This window comes from Pseudomonas sp. Sample_21, from assembly GCF_004307525.1.
Taxonomy (GTDB): domain Bacteria; phylum Pseudomonadota; class Gammaproteobacteria; order Pseudomonadales; family Pseudomonadaceae; genus Aquipseudomonas; species Aquipseudomonas atacamensis.
In genome coordinates, this window is sequence record NZ_RCNZ01000103.1 from 1 (window position 1) to 15,785 (window position 15,785).

Annotated in this window: 14 protein-coding genes and 1 riboswitch; of the genes, 3 read left to right on the forward strand and 11 right to left on the reverse strand. The window is 61.6% G+C overall.

Translation table 11 applies throughout. The features are described 5' to 3' along the window. From D8U71_RS19175 to D8U71_RS19205, 7 genes are all read right to left on the reverse strand, one after another. Nucleotides 1-522: TIGR02281 family clan AA aspartic protease (locus tag D8U71_RS19175; RefSeq protein ID WP_130888435.1), on the reverse strand; the 522-nt coding region annotated here is incomplete at its 3' end. Beyond that, nucleotides 519-1,508, reverse strand: coding sequence for an esterase-like activity of phytase family protein (locus D8U71_RS19180; protein ID WP_122881201.1), 990 nt, complete (start codon nt 1,506-1,508; stop codon nt 519-521). The genes D8U71_RS19175 and D8U71_RS19180, both read right to left, overlap by 4 nt. Next, nucleotides 1,508-3,415, reverse strand: a complete 1,908-nt coding sequence (gene parE / locus D8U71_RS19185; RefSeq protein ID WP_024011346.1) for a DNA topoisomerase IV subunit B — start codon at nt 3,413-3,415, stop codon at nt 1,508-1,510. The genes D8U71_RS19180 and parE overlap by 1 nt, the downstream gene beginning before the upstream one ends. 41 nt (nt 3,416-3,456) lie before the next feature. Then, nucleotides 3,457-4,065: a YqiA/YcfP family alpha/beta fold hydrolase gene (locus D8U71_RS19190; RefSeq protein WP_130888436.1), complete on the reverse strand. Its 609-nt coding sequence runs from the start codon at nt 4,063-4,065 to the stop codon at nt 3,457-3,459. Between the two features lie 290 nt (nt 4,066-4,355). Beyond that, nucleotides 4,356-5,171 carry a 3',5'-cyclic-AMP phosphodiesterase gene (cpdA, locus tag D8U71_RS19195; RefSeq protein WP_016771971.1) on the reverse strand — a complete coding sequence of 272 codons (816 nt, stop codon included), beginning with the start codon at nt 5,169-5,171 and terminating at the stop codon, nt 4,356-4,358. 97 nt (nt 5,172-5,268) lie between these two features. Then, nucleotides 5,269-5,721, reverse strand: a complete 453-nt coding sequence (locus D8U71_RS19200) for a DUF1249 domain-containing protein (RefSeq protein WP_016771972.1) — start codon at nt 5,719-5,721, stop codon at nt 5,269-5,271. Continuing rightward, nucleotides 5,712-6,329 carry an NUDIX domain-containing protein gene (locus D8U71_RS19205; RefSeq protein ID WP_024011344.1) on the reverse strand — a complete coding sequence of 206 codons (618 nt, stop codon included), beginning with the start codon at nt 6,327-6,329 and terminating at the stop codon, nt 5,712-5,714. The genes D8U71_RS19200 and D8U71_RS19205 overlap by 10 nt, the downstream gene beginning before the upstream one ends. A 227-nt stretch (nt 6,330-6,556) precedes the next feature. Here D8U71_RS19205 and D8U71_RS19210 point away from each other — a divergent pair, with 227 nt between their 5' ends. Further along, the gene (locus D8U71_RS19210) at nt 6,557-7,303 is read left to right on the forward strand and encodes an RsiV family protein (protein ID WP_016771974.1); all 747 of its coding nucleotides are present in this window, start codon (nt 6,557-6,559) and stop codon (nt 7,301-7,303) included. Here D8U71_RS19210 and cytX read toward each other — a convergent pair. Both cytX and thiC read right to left on the reverse strand, forming a co-directional pair. Further along, a complete protein-coding gene (cytX, locus tag D8U71_RS19215) occupies nt 7,272-8,564 on the reverse strand; it encodes a putative hydroxymethylpyrimidine transporter CytX (protein WP_130888437.1) in 1,293 nt (430 codons plus the stop codon). The two genes, D8U71_RS19210 and cytX, sit on opposite strands and share 32 nt — an antisense overlap. 140 nt (nt 8,565-8,704) lie before the next feature. Beyond that, entirely contained in the window at nt 8,705-10,594 is a 1,890-nt protein-coding gene (thiC, locus tag D8U71_RS19225) for a phosphomethylpyrimidine synthase ThiC (protein WP_130888438.1), read from the reverse strand. 144 nt (nt 10,595-10,738) lie between these two features. Continuing rightward, nucleotides 10,739-10,844, reverse strand: a riboswitch (TPP riboswitch). A gap of 204 nt (nt 10,845-11,048) precedes the next feature. On the opposite strand from thiC, the gene D8U71_RS19230 reads away from it, so the two are divergent. Continuing rightward, nucleotides 11,049-12,482, forward strand: a complete 1,434-nt coding sequence (locus tag D8U71_RS19230) for a TolC family outer membrane protein (protein WP_016771977.1) — start codon at nt 11,049-11,051, stop codon at nt 12,480-12,482. 509 nt (nt 12,483-12,991) lie between these two features. On the opposite strand, the gene waaA is transcribed toward D8U71_RS19230, so the two are convergent. Both waaA and D8U71_RS19240 read right to left on the reverse strand, forming a co-directional pair. Next, nucleotides 12,992-14,266, reverse strand: a complete 1,275-nt coding sequence (waaA, locus tag D8U71_RS19235) for a lipid IV(A) 3-deoxy-D-manno-octulosonic acid transferase (RefSeq protein ID WP_130888439.1) — start codon at nt 14,264-14,266, stop codon at nt 12,992-12,994. Between the two features lie 11 nt (nt 14,267-14,277). Then, nucleotides 14,278-15,174, reverse strand: coding sequence for a LysR family transcriptional regulator (locus D8U71_RS19240; RefSeq protein ID WP_130888440.1), 897 nt, complete (start codon nt 15,172-15,174; stop codon nt 14,278-14,280). A 108-nt stretch (nt 15,175-15,282) separates the two neighbouring features. Here D8U71_RS19240 and D8U71_RS19245 point away from each other — a divergent pair, with 108 nt between their 5' ends. Continuing rightward, on the forward strand, nt 15,283-15,615 hold the full coding sequence (locus D8U71_RS19245; protein WP_016771980.1) for a multidrug efflux SMR transporter: 333 nt from the start codon (nt 15,283-15,285) through the stop codon (nt 15,613-15,615). The last annotated feature ends 170 nt before the right edge of the window (nt 15,616-15,785 follow it).

Below are 15,785 nucleotides of genomic sequence, written 5' to 3' on the forward strand. Positions count from 1 at the left end.
TCGGTTCGTTGTCTGGCGCAGCAGCATGGTGCCACCGCGCTGGGTAAATTCAAGTCTGTTCAGGGCGCTCATGCCGAGCAGCACCTGATCGCCATGCAGTCCCGGCGCCACCAGTGCGCGGACATCGCGCAGGATGATGTCGCCCAATTGCAGGCGGGCAATCTTCGTTCGGTAACCCTGGCTCAGGCCATTGGCCGTGCTCAGGGTCACGCCGAAACCTTCTTGCAGCTTCAAACGCTTGGCCAGATCCGCCGGGATCGCCACATCGGTGGCGCCGGTGTCGAGCATGAACTCGACCGGCTCGCCGTTGATCTGGCCGCTGGCGACAAAATGCCCTTGGGCATTGCTCGCCAGTTTCACTTCGATAAATCCTTCGCCCTGCTCCGACGTGACCACTATGTTCGGATTCTGCTGGCGCTGTTCCCACTGACCGAAAAACCGCGTCGCGAGAAACAGCGCCGCGCACCAGGCGAGGATCATCAACACCCGACCGGCACGCTTGCCCGGTGGCTGCTGGCTCATGGCCTGGCACTCCAGCCACCGTCCGGCGCGGCAAAGCGCCAGACCACCGGGCGGACTTCGCCATCAGCACGCGGGCCAAAATTGTTGTCGACGCCGATCCACGCACCTTCGGCATCAATGATCAGCGCTTCCTCCAGTCCGTAGTTCTGCGAGTAGCGACGTTGTTCCTGCAACAGTTCGCCGGCATACGACCAGCATTGCTCGACTTTGGCCGTCTGTGCATCGCGACGACAAATCTCGAACGCGTTGCGTTCAAGGGTAAACAGCTTGCCGTTGAACAAGGAAATGTCGGAAAAGTCGCGATGAACCGCTTTCGCCTTGGGAAACTGTGGCGGCTGCATCTCCTTGCCGCCCTCACTGAGCAGCACGCAGCGACCGTCACAATCCCACACCGTCTGCTGGCGCTTGATCAGCAGCAAACCGCGCTTTTGCCGTTCGGCGGCCAGCCATATCTGATCACCGGCCGGGTTGATCGCCAAGCCCTCGAAGATCGAATTGAACTTGAGCAGCAGGCCGCTCGCCCGCGCTTCGCGAACCAGCAGCGGCGAGATTTTCAGCCAGTTCGCCGGGCCGCTGACCGGCACCTGCAACACCGCCGCATGGGCCTCACTGACGATGTAGCGATTGCCTACGCTGTCGCAACTGATGCCTTCGAAATCCAGATCGCCACCGCGAATGAACGATGCAGCCCAGGTGCGCGAACTCAAACCCCACGGCAAGCCGCTCTCGGGCACGGGCGGCACGTCGATGTGCACGGTTTGCGCCTGCCAGACCGGATCGCGGGTATCGAGCCGATAGATCTGCTCGTCATCGCGATCGGAAACCGTCCACAGCTCATTGCCGCACATGGCCAGACCTGACAGGTTACCGCCGCGCATGCCTTCGACCGGGTGTTCGGAAAGCAGCCGCAATTGTTGCAGCGGCTCGGCCGACACGCTCAGCGCACTCAGCAGCAACGCACCCGCCAAGGCCCAGCCAAACTGCATCAGGCCAGCACCTCGGCGAGGTTGCCTTTGGATTCCAGCCAGGATTTGCGGTCGCCGGCGCGTTTCTTCGCCAGCAGCATGTCCATCATTTCCGAGGTTTCGGCGAAGTCTTCGCCCAGCGTCAACTGCACCAGACGCCGAGTGTTCGGGTCCATGGTGGTTTCACGCAGTTGCGGCGGGTTCATTTCGCCCAGACCCTTGAATCGGGTGACCTGCGGCTTGCCGCGTTTCTTCTCGGCGACCAGGCGATCGAGAATACCGTCGCGCTCGGCCTCGTCGAGGGCGTAGTAAATCTCTTTGCCGAGGTCGATACGGTACAGCGGCGGCATCGCCACATAGACGTGACCGGCATCCACCAACGGGCGGAAATGCTGGACGAACAGCGCACACAACAAAGTGGCAATGTGCAGACCGTCGGAGTCGGCGTCGGCGAGGATGCAGATCTTGCCGTAGCGCAGCTGGCTCATGTCCGCCGCGCCCGGATCGACGCCGATGGCCACGGCGATGTTGTGCACTTCCTGGCTGGCGAGCACTTCGCTGCCGTCGACTTCCCAGGTGTTGAGGATCTTGCCGCGCAACGGCAGGATAGCCTGGAACTCCTTGTCCCGCGCCTGTTTGGCCGAACCGCCGGCGGAGTCACCCTCGACCAGGAACAGCTCGGAACGCATCGGGTCCTGCCCGGCGCAGTCAGCCAGTTTGCCTGGCAGCGCCGGACCTTGGGTGACGCGTTTGCGCTCGACTTTCTTGCTCGCCTTGAGACGGCGGCCGGCGTTGTTGATCGCCAGTTCGGCCAGGGCCAGACCGGTCTCCGGGTTGGCGTTGAGCCACAGGCTGAAAGCGTCTTTCACCACACCGGAGACGAACGCCGCCGCTTCACGGGAAGACAGACGCTCTTTGGTCTGGCCGGAGAATTGCGGCTCCTGCATTTTCATCGACAGGACGAAAGCGATGCGCTCCCAGACGTCTTCCGGCGCGAGTTTCACGCCGCGCGGCAGCAGGCTGCGGAATTCGCAGAACTCGCGCATCGCATCGAGCAGGCCCTGACGCAGGCCGTTGACGTGCGTACCGCCCTGAGCGGTCGGGATCAGGTTGACGTAGCTTTCCTGCACCGCGTCGCCACCTTCCGGCAGCCACAGCAGCGCCCAGTCGACCGCTTCCTTATTACCGGCGAAAGCGCCGCAGAACGGCTCGTTCGGCAGACGTTCGAATTCGCTGACCGCATCGACCAGATAAGAGCGCAGGCCGTCTTCGTAATGCCACTCGACTTTCTCGCCGGTGCCTTTGTCTTCGAAGCTGACCAGCAGCCCCGGGCACAACACAGCCTTGGCCTTGAGCACGTGCTTGAGGCGGCTGATGGAGAATTTCGGTGAGTCGAAGTATTTCGGGTCCGGCGCGAAGTACACGCTGGTGCCGGTGTTGCGCTTGCCGACGGTGCCGACGATTTCCAGCTCGGAGGCCTTGAAGCCGTCCTTGAAGGTCATCTGGTATTCGTTGCCGTCACGTTTGACCCGTACGCGCACTTCGGTCGACAGCGCGTTGACCACGGAAATACCCACCCCGTGCAGACCGCCGGAGAACTGGTAGTTCTTGTTGGAGAACTTGCCGCCCGCGTGCAGCTTGGTAAGGATCAGTTCGACGCCGGACACACCCTCTTCCGGGTGAATGTCCACCGGCATGCCACGGCCGTCGTCGCTGACTTCCAGCGAATGGTCGGCGTGCAGGATGACCTGCACCGATTTGGCGTGGCCGGCCAGGGCTTCGTCGACGCTGTTGTCGATGACTTCCTGGGCGAGATGGTTCGGCCGACTGGTGTCGGTGTACATGCCGGGGCGTTTGCGCACCGGGTCGAGGCCCGAGAGGACTTCGATGGCGTCGGCGTTATAAGAACTAGCGCTGGGAGTGGCCATAAGGTCTCGTCGTCAGTCATTCATGAAAGAGGGGCAAGACTTCACAGCGTGGTGAAATCGATTGCCTGATACATATCGGCAGCCATGCCGGCAAAACTCAGCAACGCCGGCAATTGCCCGGCAAAGCCCTGGAAACTGTGGTCGCCGCCAGCCTGGATGCGCAAGGCACAGGCGCGGTAATACCGTTGGGCGAGGCGATAATCCAGCGTTTCGTCGCCGGTTTGCAACCAGACCTGATAACGCTGCGGATCCTGCGGTGGCGGCACTTCCAGTTCGGCCAGCGCCGTGACGTGGTCGTGGGTCAGTTCCCAGGTTTCATCGGTGTAGAGGTTCTGCTGCGTGCCCAGATAACCATCGAACATCCGGTGCGGGCTGACCGCCGGGTTGACCAGCAGGGCTTTCAGGCCATGGCGCTCGGCCAGGTGAGTCGCATAGTAGCCGCCGAGCGAACTTCCCACCAGCAACGGCCGGCCCAGCTCGGCGATTGCCTGCTCGAGCTGACCGATGGCTTCACGCGGATGGTGATGCAGCGCCGGCACGCGCAATTGCTCGCTCAATCCCAGCCGCTCCATGACCGCGACCAGCTGACAGGCCTTCTTCGAGGCCGGCGCGCTGTTGAAACCGTGGATATAGAGGATCGAACCGGACATTTGAGCTCCCTGGCTGTCGGCGAAAGATAGCGGAGTTTACAGGGAGAAGGACCGGGATTGGGGGTGGGTTCAATAAATTGGTGTGACAGCACAAGCTGCCCTCACCCTAACCCTCTCCCGGAGGGAGAGGGAACCGACTGGGGGATATTCGAGAGCTACACCGACCTGAACGTTTTGCTGCGAATCCATAATCGATATCGCTGTTTCAGGTCGATGCACAGCCAAAGACACCGCGGTCGGCCCCCTCTCCCTCTGGGAGAGGGCTGGGGTGAGGGTCTTTGATTGTCAGTTCAGTAACCGTTGGAGCCGTAATCGACTGTGAACTCGAAGTCGGTGACTCTTTCGACGCCCGTTTCCAATTTCCCGTCCGGCAACAACCGCAGCCAGCGATACCCCGGCGCCTGCTCGCCCACTTTGAAATCCGCACTGCCCGGCTCGAACTGGATGCACGTCGAGGGCGAGGCCATCAAGCGCACGCCATTGCGGTCGCGATCGATTTCCTGATGCACATGCCCCCACAGCACCGCGCGAACCTGTGGAAAGCGATCCAGCACTTCAAAGAACGCTTCCGGGTTGCGCAGGCCGATCGGCTCCATCCATGCGCAGCCGATCGACACCGGATGATGATGCAGGCACACCAGATGATGACGCTCCGGCGCCTCGCTCAGCGCGCGGGCCAGCAGCTGCAACTGATCATCCTGCAGATAACCCGGCACCGAACCCGGCACCGCCGAATCCAGCATCGTCACCCGCCAATTGCCGATATCGACTACCGATTCGAGCAAGGTGCTCTGCACCGCCGCCTCGGCCATGACCATCGGCTCGTCGTGATTGCCGGGAATCCAGCGCGCCGGGGCATTGATCTGCGCGCTCATCTGGCGGAAGGCCTGATACGACTCCAGCGTGCCGTCCTGGGAAATATCTCCGGTCGCCAGCAGCAGATCGATCTGCGCCTGTTGCGCCAAAACCAGGTCGATGACCTGTTGCAGGCTCTCGCGGGTCTTCATGCCCAGCAGCTTGCTGTGCGCTTCAGCGAACAGGTGGCTGTCGGACAACTGCACCAGCAGCGCCGGGTCGGCGCTGGTAATTGTCGATACGCTGGGCAAGGCGCTCTCCCGGGGCTAGGCACGCAATGGATGGGTGCGGCAATTATGCTGGGGGATGACACAAAGGGGAAACCGCCGAAGCGGACGCAGTTCACAACTAGCGAACGACTTCGTACTCGTGCCCCAACGCCAGGCAATGACTCAGCCATTCGCCCAGAAACACATTGAGCTGGGCCTTTTCATCGGGCTGGTGCATGGCGGCGTTCGGGTAAGGATAGATGCCGCGAAAGCGTCGTGCATGCTCGGCGCTGACCACTTCGGCCATGCGCGCGTCGTGGTAGACCTGCACTTCCAGTTGCGGCACCGGCAACCATGGCAGGCTGTGCTCCTGGCGTACCTGCAAGGTCGTGGTGTACGGGCAGGTCTGCAGCACCTCGAGGGCGAGCACGCCGAGCATCTGCTCGCCCTGGGTCACGGCGATACGCCGCGCCTCGGGTTCGTTGCGCATGTCCGGCAGCAGTCGCATCAGGCGCGCGTAGTTGGCCTCGCAGGCGGCTTGCAGCCCCACGAGGTCAACCCGATAACGATCGCGCAGCTTGTTTACGACCATAGCCCCCTCACTTCGGCGCGGTTCAGCGCCAGCCACTGCAAGGCGATGATGCTCGCCGCGTTGGCAATCCGTCCGTCACGCACGGCCTGCAAGGCATCTTCAAAGGCCCAGACCGTTACGCGAATGTCTTCGGCCTCTTCTTCCAGCCCGTGCAGACCGCCGACACCGTCGGTGCTGCAACGCCCCAGATACAAATGCACGAATTCGTTGCTGCCACCCGGCGATGGGAAGTACTTGGTCATCGGCCACAACGCCTTGATGTCCAGCCCAGCTTCCTCCTGCGCCTCGCGGTGAGCAACTTCTTCCGGCTGCTCATCCTTGTCGATCAGACCAGCGACCAGCTCGACCAGCCACGGGTTGTCGGCCTTGCCCATGGCGCCGACGCGAAACTGCTCGATCAGCACCACTTCATCGCGCTGCGGATCGTAAGGCAGGACGCACACGGCATCGTGGCGCACGAAGATTTCCCGGTTGATCTCGCGGCTCATGCCCCCGGCGAACAGCTCATGGCGCAAGTGCACACGGTCGAGCTTGTAGAAGCCCTCGTAGCATTTTTCGCGCCGCACGATATCCACGGCGGTCGGAATGGCGTTGGCAAAGTCAGTCATGATCATCCTCTTTACTGCATATCCTTTACGGGGTTTCCGTGTACAACCGGCAACCTCGACTTCGCGCCATCCTAACGCGCCCGCACCGTTTGATGCAGCCCCTTTACCGTCAGCGGGATGGACGGTGAAGCTGAAACACACTCTAATCAGCTTAGTGGCGAACTGACTGCTCCGTTGAGAGTCGAAGCGGTATCTTTTTGCCTTCCCCTGCTTTCGAAAGGACGCCCATGTCGCTTTTCAAAATTGCCTCTGTGGCCGCTATTGCCCTGACTCTGGGCGCCTGTGCCAGCCTGTTCCAGCCCAACTATCGCACGCCGCTGGAAACCACCCGCGACGCCTCGGAACAACTCAAACCCGGCTGTTCCAATCCCGATTGCCCGCTGGTGAACATCGACACCCTGCGCTTCCCGGATGAGCCGGCACTGGACGGCATCATCGAAAAACGTCTGCTGCAAATGACCCGCACCGAGAAGAACGCACCGGTCGCGCCAACCCTGGCCGCCTACCGCGAGCAGTTCCTGGCCAGCGCCGGCCCGCGCAACAGCAGCTATCTGCAAGCGAAAGTACGCGAGCAGCATGACGGACTGGTGATCATCGAGCTGTCGAGCTACCTCGACACCGGCGGCGCCCACGGCACGCCGGGTCGCGGTTTCATCAACTATTCGCGCCAGCAGCACAAGGTGTTGAATCTCTCCGACATGCTGCTGCCGGGTCAGGAAGAGGCATTCTGGAAAGCCGCGCAAGTGGCGCACAACAGTTGGCTGATCAGCACCAAGCTCGATCAGGAGGCGGAATTCGTCGCGAACTGGCCGTTCGTGAAAACCCCGCACGTGGCGCTGACCTACGGTGGCGTGATCCTCAAGTACGACGTGACCACCATCGCGCCCTATGCGCTGGGCCACGTCGAACTGAAGATTCCTTACCCGCGCCTGAACGGCATTCTCAAGCCTGAGCTGTTTCCCGGCCGTAACTGAAGGCCCGGCCCAGCACTAACTGCAACAGCCCTGCCAGCACCAGCGCCGGCAGGGTTGCGCCGACATCCGGATACAGATTCGCCAGCAAGTGGTAGGTGCTCACGCCACCCAGCCACGCCAGCAACGCCGGCCAGCGCAATGCGGCTGAGGCGACCTGAGCACTGCGCTTGCGCAGGATGAAGTGATCGACCAGCACCACGCCGAACAGCGGCGCAAACACCGAGCCGATCAACAGCAGGAAATTCTGGTACTGCGCCAACGGCGCCAGCAGTGCGATCAGCGTGCAGATCACGCCGATGGCCAAAGCCAGGTGCTCGACTTTCAGACGCAACAGGATCCCGCTCGAGACCGCTGCCGAATGTATATCGGCAAAAGCGTTTTCCGACTCGTCGAGCAGAATCAGCAACAGCGGAATGCCCAGACCGGCACCTGCCAAGGCCAGCAGCAGCGCGTTGACTTCACCGCTCGGCGCAAACGCCAGGGTGTAGGCCACACCAAGGCTCATCAGCCAGAAATTACCGATGAAAAAACCGACAGCCGTGCCACCGAAAACATTCTTCGCGCGTTTGCCGAAACGCGAGTAGTCGGCAATCAACGGCAGCCACGACAGCGGCATGGCGATAGCAATGTCGAAGCCCACCGCAAACGGCATCGAACCGTCACCGGCGCGCGCCCACAGCGCCGCGAGGTCGGCTTTGGCGAACAGGTTCCAGGTCAGCCACAGGCACGCGGCGAGCAACAGCCAGATGCCCCACTTGCGCAGAATCTGCCGCACGAACGTCAACGGCCCGCTCACCGCGAGCAAGGTCGCCAGCGCACCGAAGAACAGCGTCCACAGAATCGGATTGGCCCACAGCGAACCTTCGCTGAAGGCGCGGGTGCCGAGCAGGCTGGCGGCATCGCGCATGACGATGATTTCGAACGAGCCCCAGCCGATCAGTTGCAGCAGGTTGAGCAGCGCCGGCAGGCTCGCGCCTTTGCTGCCGAGGCTGAGCTTCAGCGCCGCCATCGATGACAGGCCGGTGTCGCTGCCGATCACGCCGACGGCGGCCAGCAATAGCACGCCGACGAGCGTGCCGAGGAAGATCGCCAGCAAAGAACCGGACAGGCCCAGGCCCGGCGCGAGTAATGCGCCGGTCTGCAAAACCATCAGGCCGATGCCGAGGGAGAACCACAGGGAAAACAGATCGCGACCGCCGAAGACACGCTTGTCAGCGGGCACGGCGAGGTCGGGAGAATAAGTGCCGGGTTGAATGCTCAAGGGTGTTATCTCAAAGGGACATTTGTTGTGATCGTTCCCACGCTCTGCGTGGGAATGCCTCTCGGGACGCTCCGCGTCCAGTGACGCGGAGCGTCACGGGCTGCATTCCCACGCGGAGCGTGGGAACGATCAGTACGGGGTCAAACTTTCTTGTACAGCTGACTGCCTTCCTGTTTGAACCGCTCGGCCTGCTCAGCTAGCCCCTTGGCGACGTCCACATCGACCGCGTCAATGCGTTGGTTGGCCGCATACTCGCGGACTTCCTGGGTGATTTTCATCGAGCAGAATTTCGGCCCGCACATCGAGCAGAAATGCGCGACCTTGGCCGAGTCCTTCGGCAGGGTTTCGTCGTGATAGGAACGTGCGGTGTCCGGGTCCAGGCCGAGGTTGAACTGGTCTTCCCAGCGGAATTCGAAACGCGCCTTGCTCAGTGCGTTGTCGCGGATCTGCGCGCCCGGGTGTCCCTTGGCCAGGTCCGCTGCGTGCGCGGCGATCTTGTAAGTGATGATCCCGGTCTTCACGTCATCCTTGTTCGGCAGGCCCAAGTGCTCCTTCGGCGTCACGTAGCAGAGCATCGCGCAACCGAACCAGCCGATCATCGCCGCGCCGATACCAGAGGTGATGTGGTCGTAGCCCGGAGCGATGTCGGTAGTCAGCGGGCCGAGGGTGTAGAACGGCGCCTCGTCGCAGCATTCGAGCTGCTTGTCCATGTTCTCTTTGATCAACTGCATCGGCACGTGGCCCGGGCCTTCGATCATGCATTGCACGTCGTGCTTCCAGGCAATCTTGGTCAGCTCGCCGAGGGTTTCCAGTTCGCCGAATTGCGCTTCGTCGTTGGCGTCGGCAATCGAGCCCGGACGCAGGCCATCGCCCAGCGAGAAGCTGACGTCGTAGGCCTTCATGATTTCGCAGATTTCGTCGAAGTGGGTGTAGAGGAAGTTCTCTTTGTGGTGCGCCAGGCACCACTTGGCCATGATCGAACCGCCACGGGAGACGATGCCGGTGACGCGTTTGGCGGTCAGCGGCACGTAGCGCAGGAGCACGCCGGCGTGAATGGTGAAGTAGTCGACGCCCTGCTCGGCCTGTTCGATCAGGGTGTCGCGGAACAGCTCCCAGGTCAGGTCTTCAGCGACGCCGTTGACCTTCTCCAGCGCCTGGTAGATCGGCACGGTACCGATCGGCACTGGCGAGTTGCGGATGATCCACTCGCGGGTTTCGTGAATGTGTTTACCGGTGGACAGGTCCATCACCGTGTCCGAGCCCCAGCGAATGCCCCAGGTCAGTTTCGCCACTTCTTCTTCGATCGAAGAACCCAGGGCGCTGTTGCCGATGTTGCCGTTGATCTTCACCAGGAAGTTACGGCCGATGATCATCGGTTCCAGTTCGACGTGGTTGATGTTGGCGGGAATGATCGCGCGGCCACGGGCGATTTCTTCGCGGACGAATTCAGGGGTGATTTCTTGCGGAATGCTTGCGCCGAAGCTGTGGCCGGCATGTTGCTGCTTGAGCAGGCCGGCCGCGCACGCTTCTTGCAGCTTCATGTTTTCGCGGATGGCGACGTATTCCATCTCGGCAGTGATGATGCCTTTGCGCGCGTAGTGCATCTGGCTGACGTTGGCCCCGGCCTTGGCGCGGCGCGGGTTGTTGACGTGGGCGAAGCGCAGTTTGGTCAGTTCGGCATCGGCCAGACGCTGCTGGCCGAAGTTCGAGCTCAGGCCCGGCAGGCGCTCGGTATCGCCACGGTCATCGATCCACGCTGAACGCACATCGGCCAGACCTTTGCGCACATCGATGACCACGTTCGGATCGGTGTACGGGCCGGAAGTGTCGTAGACAGTGACCGGCGCATTGATCTCGCCGCCGAAATCGGTCGGGGTTACATCGAGGCTGATTTCGCGCATCGGCACGCGAATGTCCGGGCGCGAGCCCTGAACGTAGACTTTTTGCGAACGGGTGAACGGCTTGACCGACTGCTCGTCGACCTTGGCCGAGTCACTCAGGTTGATCGCGTTTTTTTCTTTTGTTGTCATCACAGGCTCTCCAGACAGCATCCAGCAGTGGATTGTCGGAGCAGAACCTGAAAGGCACGGACGCACCAGGACCGGTGCTGTGCATTCGTCATGGCGTTCGATTGTCGAACAATATCCCGGACGAAGCACAAGAGGACTCGCCGGGTGACGAGAAATCTTGTTCCCTACGCAGGCGCTAACCTGATCAGGTTCAACGGGATCCGAAATTATTCGATCTCAGCCTCATAGCAAGGCACCCCGACAAGAACCCGGCCAGTCTAGACACAACCATCAAGGAACGCCAACACCGCAGCGAACGCCATGATGAATGGCGTAAATACCCAAGCTGGCCGATTGTTGCCGGAGCAATGCGCAACTACACTCGCTGGGCCTGCTCAAACTTGACGCTGTGCGGGCTGCGCCTTACCTTTGGCGCCCGGATTACTTCCATAATATTCATGCTAGGGATCGCCTCATGCTGCGCAAACTTTCATTGGCTGTTGCCGTGTCCTGTGCGTCCAACACAATGGCCTGGGCAGCGGAAGCACCATTGTCGACCAAAACCGATCTGGTCAGCGTCTATCAGGAAGCGGTCGACAACAACGCCGACCTCGCGGCGGCCCGCGCCCAGTATGGCGCGCAGAAAGAAGTGGTGCCCCAGGCCCGCGCCGGTCTGCTGCCGAACCTGTCCGGTGGCGCCGAAGTTGCTGACGTGCGCACCTCGATCGACCAGCCTTCAGCCATCGCCAACCGCAGCGCGCATTCCTATCAGGCGACCCTCGCGCAGCCGCTGTTCCGCGCCGATCGCTGGTTCCAGTATCAAGCGGCGAAGGACGTCAACGAGCAGGCCGCTCTGCAGCTGTCGGCCACCGAGCAAAACCTGATCCTGCAGAGCGCTGAAAGCTACTTTAACGTGCTGCGCAGCCAGGACAATCTGGCCTCGACCAAAGCTGAAGAAGCGGCGTTCAAACGTCAGCTCGACCAGTCCAATGAGCGCTTCGATGTCGGCCTTTCGGACAAGACTGACGTGCTGCAATCGCAAGCCAGTTACGACACCGCGCGAGCCAACCGCATCGTCGCCCAGCGTCAGGTCGATGATGCGTTCCAGGCGTTGATCACCCTGACCAACCGCCAGTACAACTCGATTCAGGGCATCGTCCACACGCTGCCGATCCTGCCGCCGGCACCCAACGATGCAAAATCCTGGGTCGACACGGCGGCGCGGCAGAACCTCAATCTGCTCGCCAGCAACTACGCGGTCAGCTCCGCCGAGCAGACGCTCAAGCAGCGCAAAGCCGGCCACTTGCCGACCCTCGACGCCGTGGCGAAATACGAGAAAGGCGACAACGACGCCCTCGGCTTCGCCAACCCCAACTCGTTCGGCGCGCCTTATGGCGGCAACGTCGAGCAGAGCACCCTGGGCCTGCAACTGAACATCCCGATCTACAGCGGCGGCCTGACCAGTTCGCAAGTGCGCCAGTCCTATGCGCAACTGGATCAGAGCGAACAGCAGCGCGAATCGCTGCGCCGGCAAGTGGTGGAAAACACCCGCAATCTGCACCGCGCGGTGAACACCGACGTCGAGCAGGTGCAGGCGCGCCGCCAGTCGATCATCTCCAACCAGAGCGCGGTGGAAGCCACGGAAATCGGTTATCAGGTCGGCACACGCAACATCGTCGACGTGCTCGACGCGCAGCGCCAGCTGTACACCTCGGTGCGCAACTACAACAACACCCGCTACGACTACATCCTCGACAACCTGCGCCTGAAGCAGGCGGCGGGGACGCTGAACCCGGGTGACCTGGAAGATCTGCGGCGTTATCTGAAAGCCGACTACAATCCTGACAAGGATTTCCTGCCGCCGGATCTGGCGTCGGCGGCCGAGGCGCAGCTCAAGGCCCGGCCATAAACAGTCTGGAATGAATCCCCTGTGGCGAGGGGATTTATCCCCGTCCGGCTGCGCAGCAGTCGTGAATCCTGCTTGCCAGATCTGACTGAACCACTGCGTCGAATGGTTTTGGGGCTGCTTCGCAACCCAGCGGGGATGAATCCCCTCGCCACAGTAAGGCCCGGCCATAAGCAATCTGGAATGAATCCCCTGTGGCGAGGGGATTTATCCCCGTCCGGCTGCGCAGCAGTCGTGAATCCTGCTTGCCAGATCTGACTGAACCACTGCGTCGAATGGTTTTGGGGCTGCTTCGCAACCCAGCGGGGATGAATCCCCTCGCCACAGTAAGGCCCGGCCATAAGCAATCTGGAATGAATCCCCTGTGGCGAGGGGATTTATCCCCGTCCGGCTGCGCAGCAGTCGTGAATCCTGCTTGCCAGATCTGACTGAACCACTGCGTCGAATGGTTTTGGGGCTGCTTCGCAACCCAGCGGGGATAAATCCCCTCACCACAGTAATATTCCAGGCGACTATTGGATCAGCCGCGCTAGGCCATCCAGCAGCCGCTGCAACGCGCCCTGATTACGCCGCATCACCGCCAGCCCGGCCTCGGCCATGCGCTGCGCATCACGTGGCAGTTCGAACAAGCGCTGCACCTCGACTGCGAGGCCTTCGGCATCATCCACTTCGGCCAACGCCCCGGCTTCGCGCAGTTGCGCGGCGATGTCGAGGAAGTTGAACAGGTGTGGGCCGCTGAGTACCGGTTTCGCCAGCGCGGCGGGTTCGAGCAGGTTGTGCCCGCCATTCGGCACCAGACTGCCGCCGACAAATGCGCTGTCGGCCAGGGCATAGAGAAACAGCAACTCGCCCATGGTGTCGCCAAGCAGCACGCGCGTCTGCGCATCGACATTGGCCCCGGTCGAGCGACGTACCGTGGCGAAACCTTCGCGCTGGCACAGCTCGAACACCGAATTGAAGCGCTCCGGATGACGCGGCACCAGAATCAATAATGCATCCGGATGATTGGCCAACAGGCGACGATGAGCGTCGAGCACCACTTCGTCTTCGCCTTCGTGAGTGCTCGCGGCGATCCACACGGGACGATCCTGTGCCTGCCACTGGCTACGCAGATCGGCTGCACGCTGCAACAGTTGCGGGTCGATGGTCAGGTCGAACTTGATCGAACCGGTGACGTCAACGGTTTCCGAACGCGCGCCGAGATCGCGGAAGCGCTGGGCCTCGGCTTCGGTCTGCACCGCCAACAGGCTCATCTCGGCAAGCATCGGCGCGGTGAGTTTGCTGAAGCGGCCATAGCCTTTGGCGGAACGCTGCGACAACCGTCCATTGGCCAGCGCCACCGGAATTCCGCGCTTGGCACACTGATGAATGTGGTTGGGCCACAGCTCGGTTTCCATGATCACCGCCAGTTTCGGCTGCACGCGATCAAGAAAACGTGCCGCCGCACAAGGCAAGTCATACGGCAGATAGCAGTGTTGAATGCGCGCCTCGTGGGCGAACAGTGCCTGAATCCGCTCCGAACCGGTCGGGGTCATGCAGGTCACGGTGATCGGCAGCGCCGGATAGCGTTCCAGCAGCGCGCGGACCATCGGCGCGGCGGCAATGCTTTCGCCCACCGACACCGCGTGCACCCAGATGCCGCCGGGCTGCAAGGTCGGCATGCCAAGAGTAAAGCGCTCGCCAATGCGTTTGGCATACGCCGGCGCCTTGCGCGCGCGCAGCCACAGCCGAATCGCCACCAATGGCAGCCCCAGGTAAAACAACGCGGTGTAGAGAGTTCTGTTCATGGCGGCGGAGTTTATCGGCTTTTGTCGCCGATCGCCCGCAAGTGCACGGCAAAACGTTCCGCCAGCCAGCGCGCGGCGGGGCCGAGCGGTTCGTCGCGGCGCCAGACCAGTTCCACCACCAGCGCCGGCGGCGTCCATTCACTGTCGAGCTCAATCATTTGGCCCTGATACGCCGAGTACTGCACAACGTGGCGCGGCAACCAGGCCCAGCCGAGATCGCGCACCAGCCATTCGGACATTACGTAAAAACTGTCGGCGCGCCATACCTGTGGGCTGGCCGGCTCGTTGCCGGGATAGACACTGGTCTGTGTCGACATCAGCAATTGCCGGTGCTGCGCCAGTTGCTGGCAGGTCACATAGGACTGCTGCGCCAGCGGATGATTGACGCCGCAGACCGTGACCATTTCCACTCGACCCAGTACGCGGCGCTCAAGGGCTTCGGGGATTTCATCGTGATAGAACAGCAGACCGAGGTCGGCGCGCCGTTCGACCAGTTTGCGCGCGACTTCGCCTTGGGCGGCGCTGGTAAGTTGCACTTCCAGGCTGGGAAACTGCTCGGCCAGTTCGCCGAAACTTTCCACCAGCGCCTGATAGGGCATCGCCTCGTCCTGGGCCACCCGCAACTGCGCCTCCTGACCGCGCAGCATCGCCATGGCCCTGCCGTTAAGGCGCTCGCACTGGCGCAACACTTCCCGCGCTTCCTCCAGTAACGCCGCGCCCGCCTCGGTGAGCATCGGCTGCCGACCGCTGCTGCGTTCGAACAGGCTCACGCCCAAATCCTCTTCGAGCATCGCAACAGCGCTGCTGATCGCCGATTGCGCCTTGCGTTGTCGACGTGCCACGGCGGAGAAAGACCGCTGTTCAGCGACATCGACAAATACCCGCAGCTGATCGAGATTCCATTGCATGCTTGCTACCAACCCATCTATAGAACAGATAGGTAATGACTTTACCCCATCTGAGCAATCCCTAAAATGTCGCCTCAGCAAGCAACGATTTATTTGAGGATCGAAACCATGAACGCCTACGTCTATCTGGCCATCGCCATCTGCGCCGAAGTGATCGCCACCGTTTCGATGAAAGCGGTCAAGGGCTTCAGCACGCCGCTGCCGTTGATTCTGGTGATTGTCGGCTATGGGATCGCATTCTGGATGCTGACGCTGGTGGTGCGCACCGTACCGGTGGGCGTTGCCTACGCGGTCTGGGCGGGGATGGGCATTGTCATGGTCAGCGTCGCCGCTCTGTTCATTTACGGGCAGAAGCTCGACGTACCAGCGATGCTGGGGATGGCGTTGATCGTGCTGGGGGTCGTTGTGATTCAGCTGTTTTCGAAAACTGCGGGGCATTAAAAAGCAGCAGCAAGCTTCAAGCGGCAAGCCGCAAGCATTGCTGATTTGCTGGTCCGGGTTGCAGCTTGCAGCTTGAAGCTTGAAACTTGCGGCTTCTTCAAGCTCCGAGGTCGCTGCATGCCATCCGTTATTTCCACCGACGTTCTGATTGTCGGCGCTGGTGTCGCCGG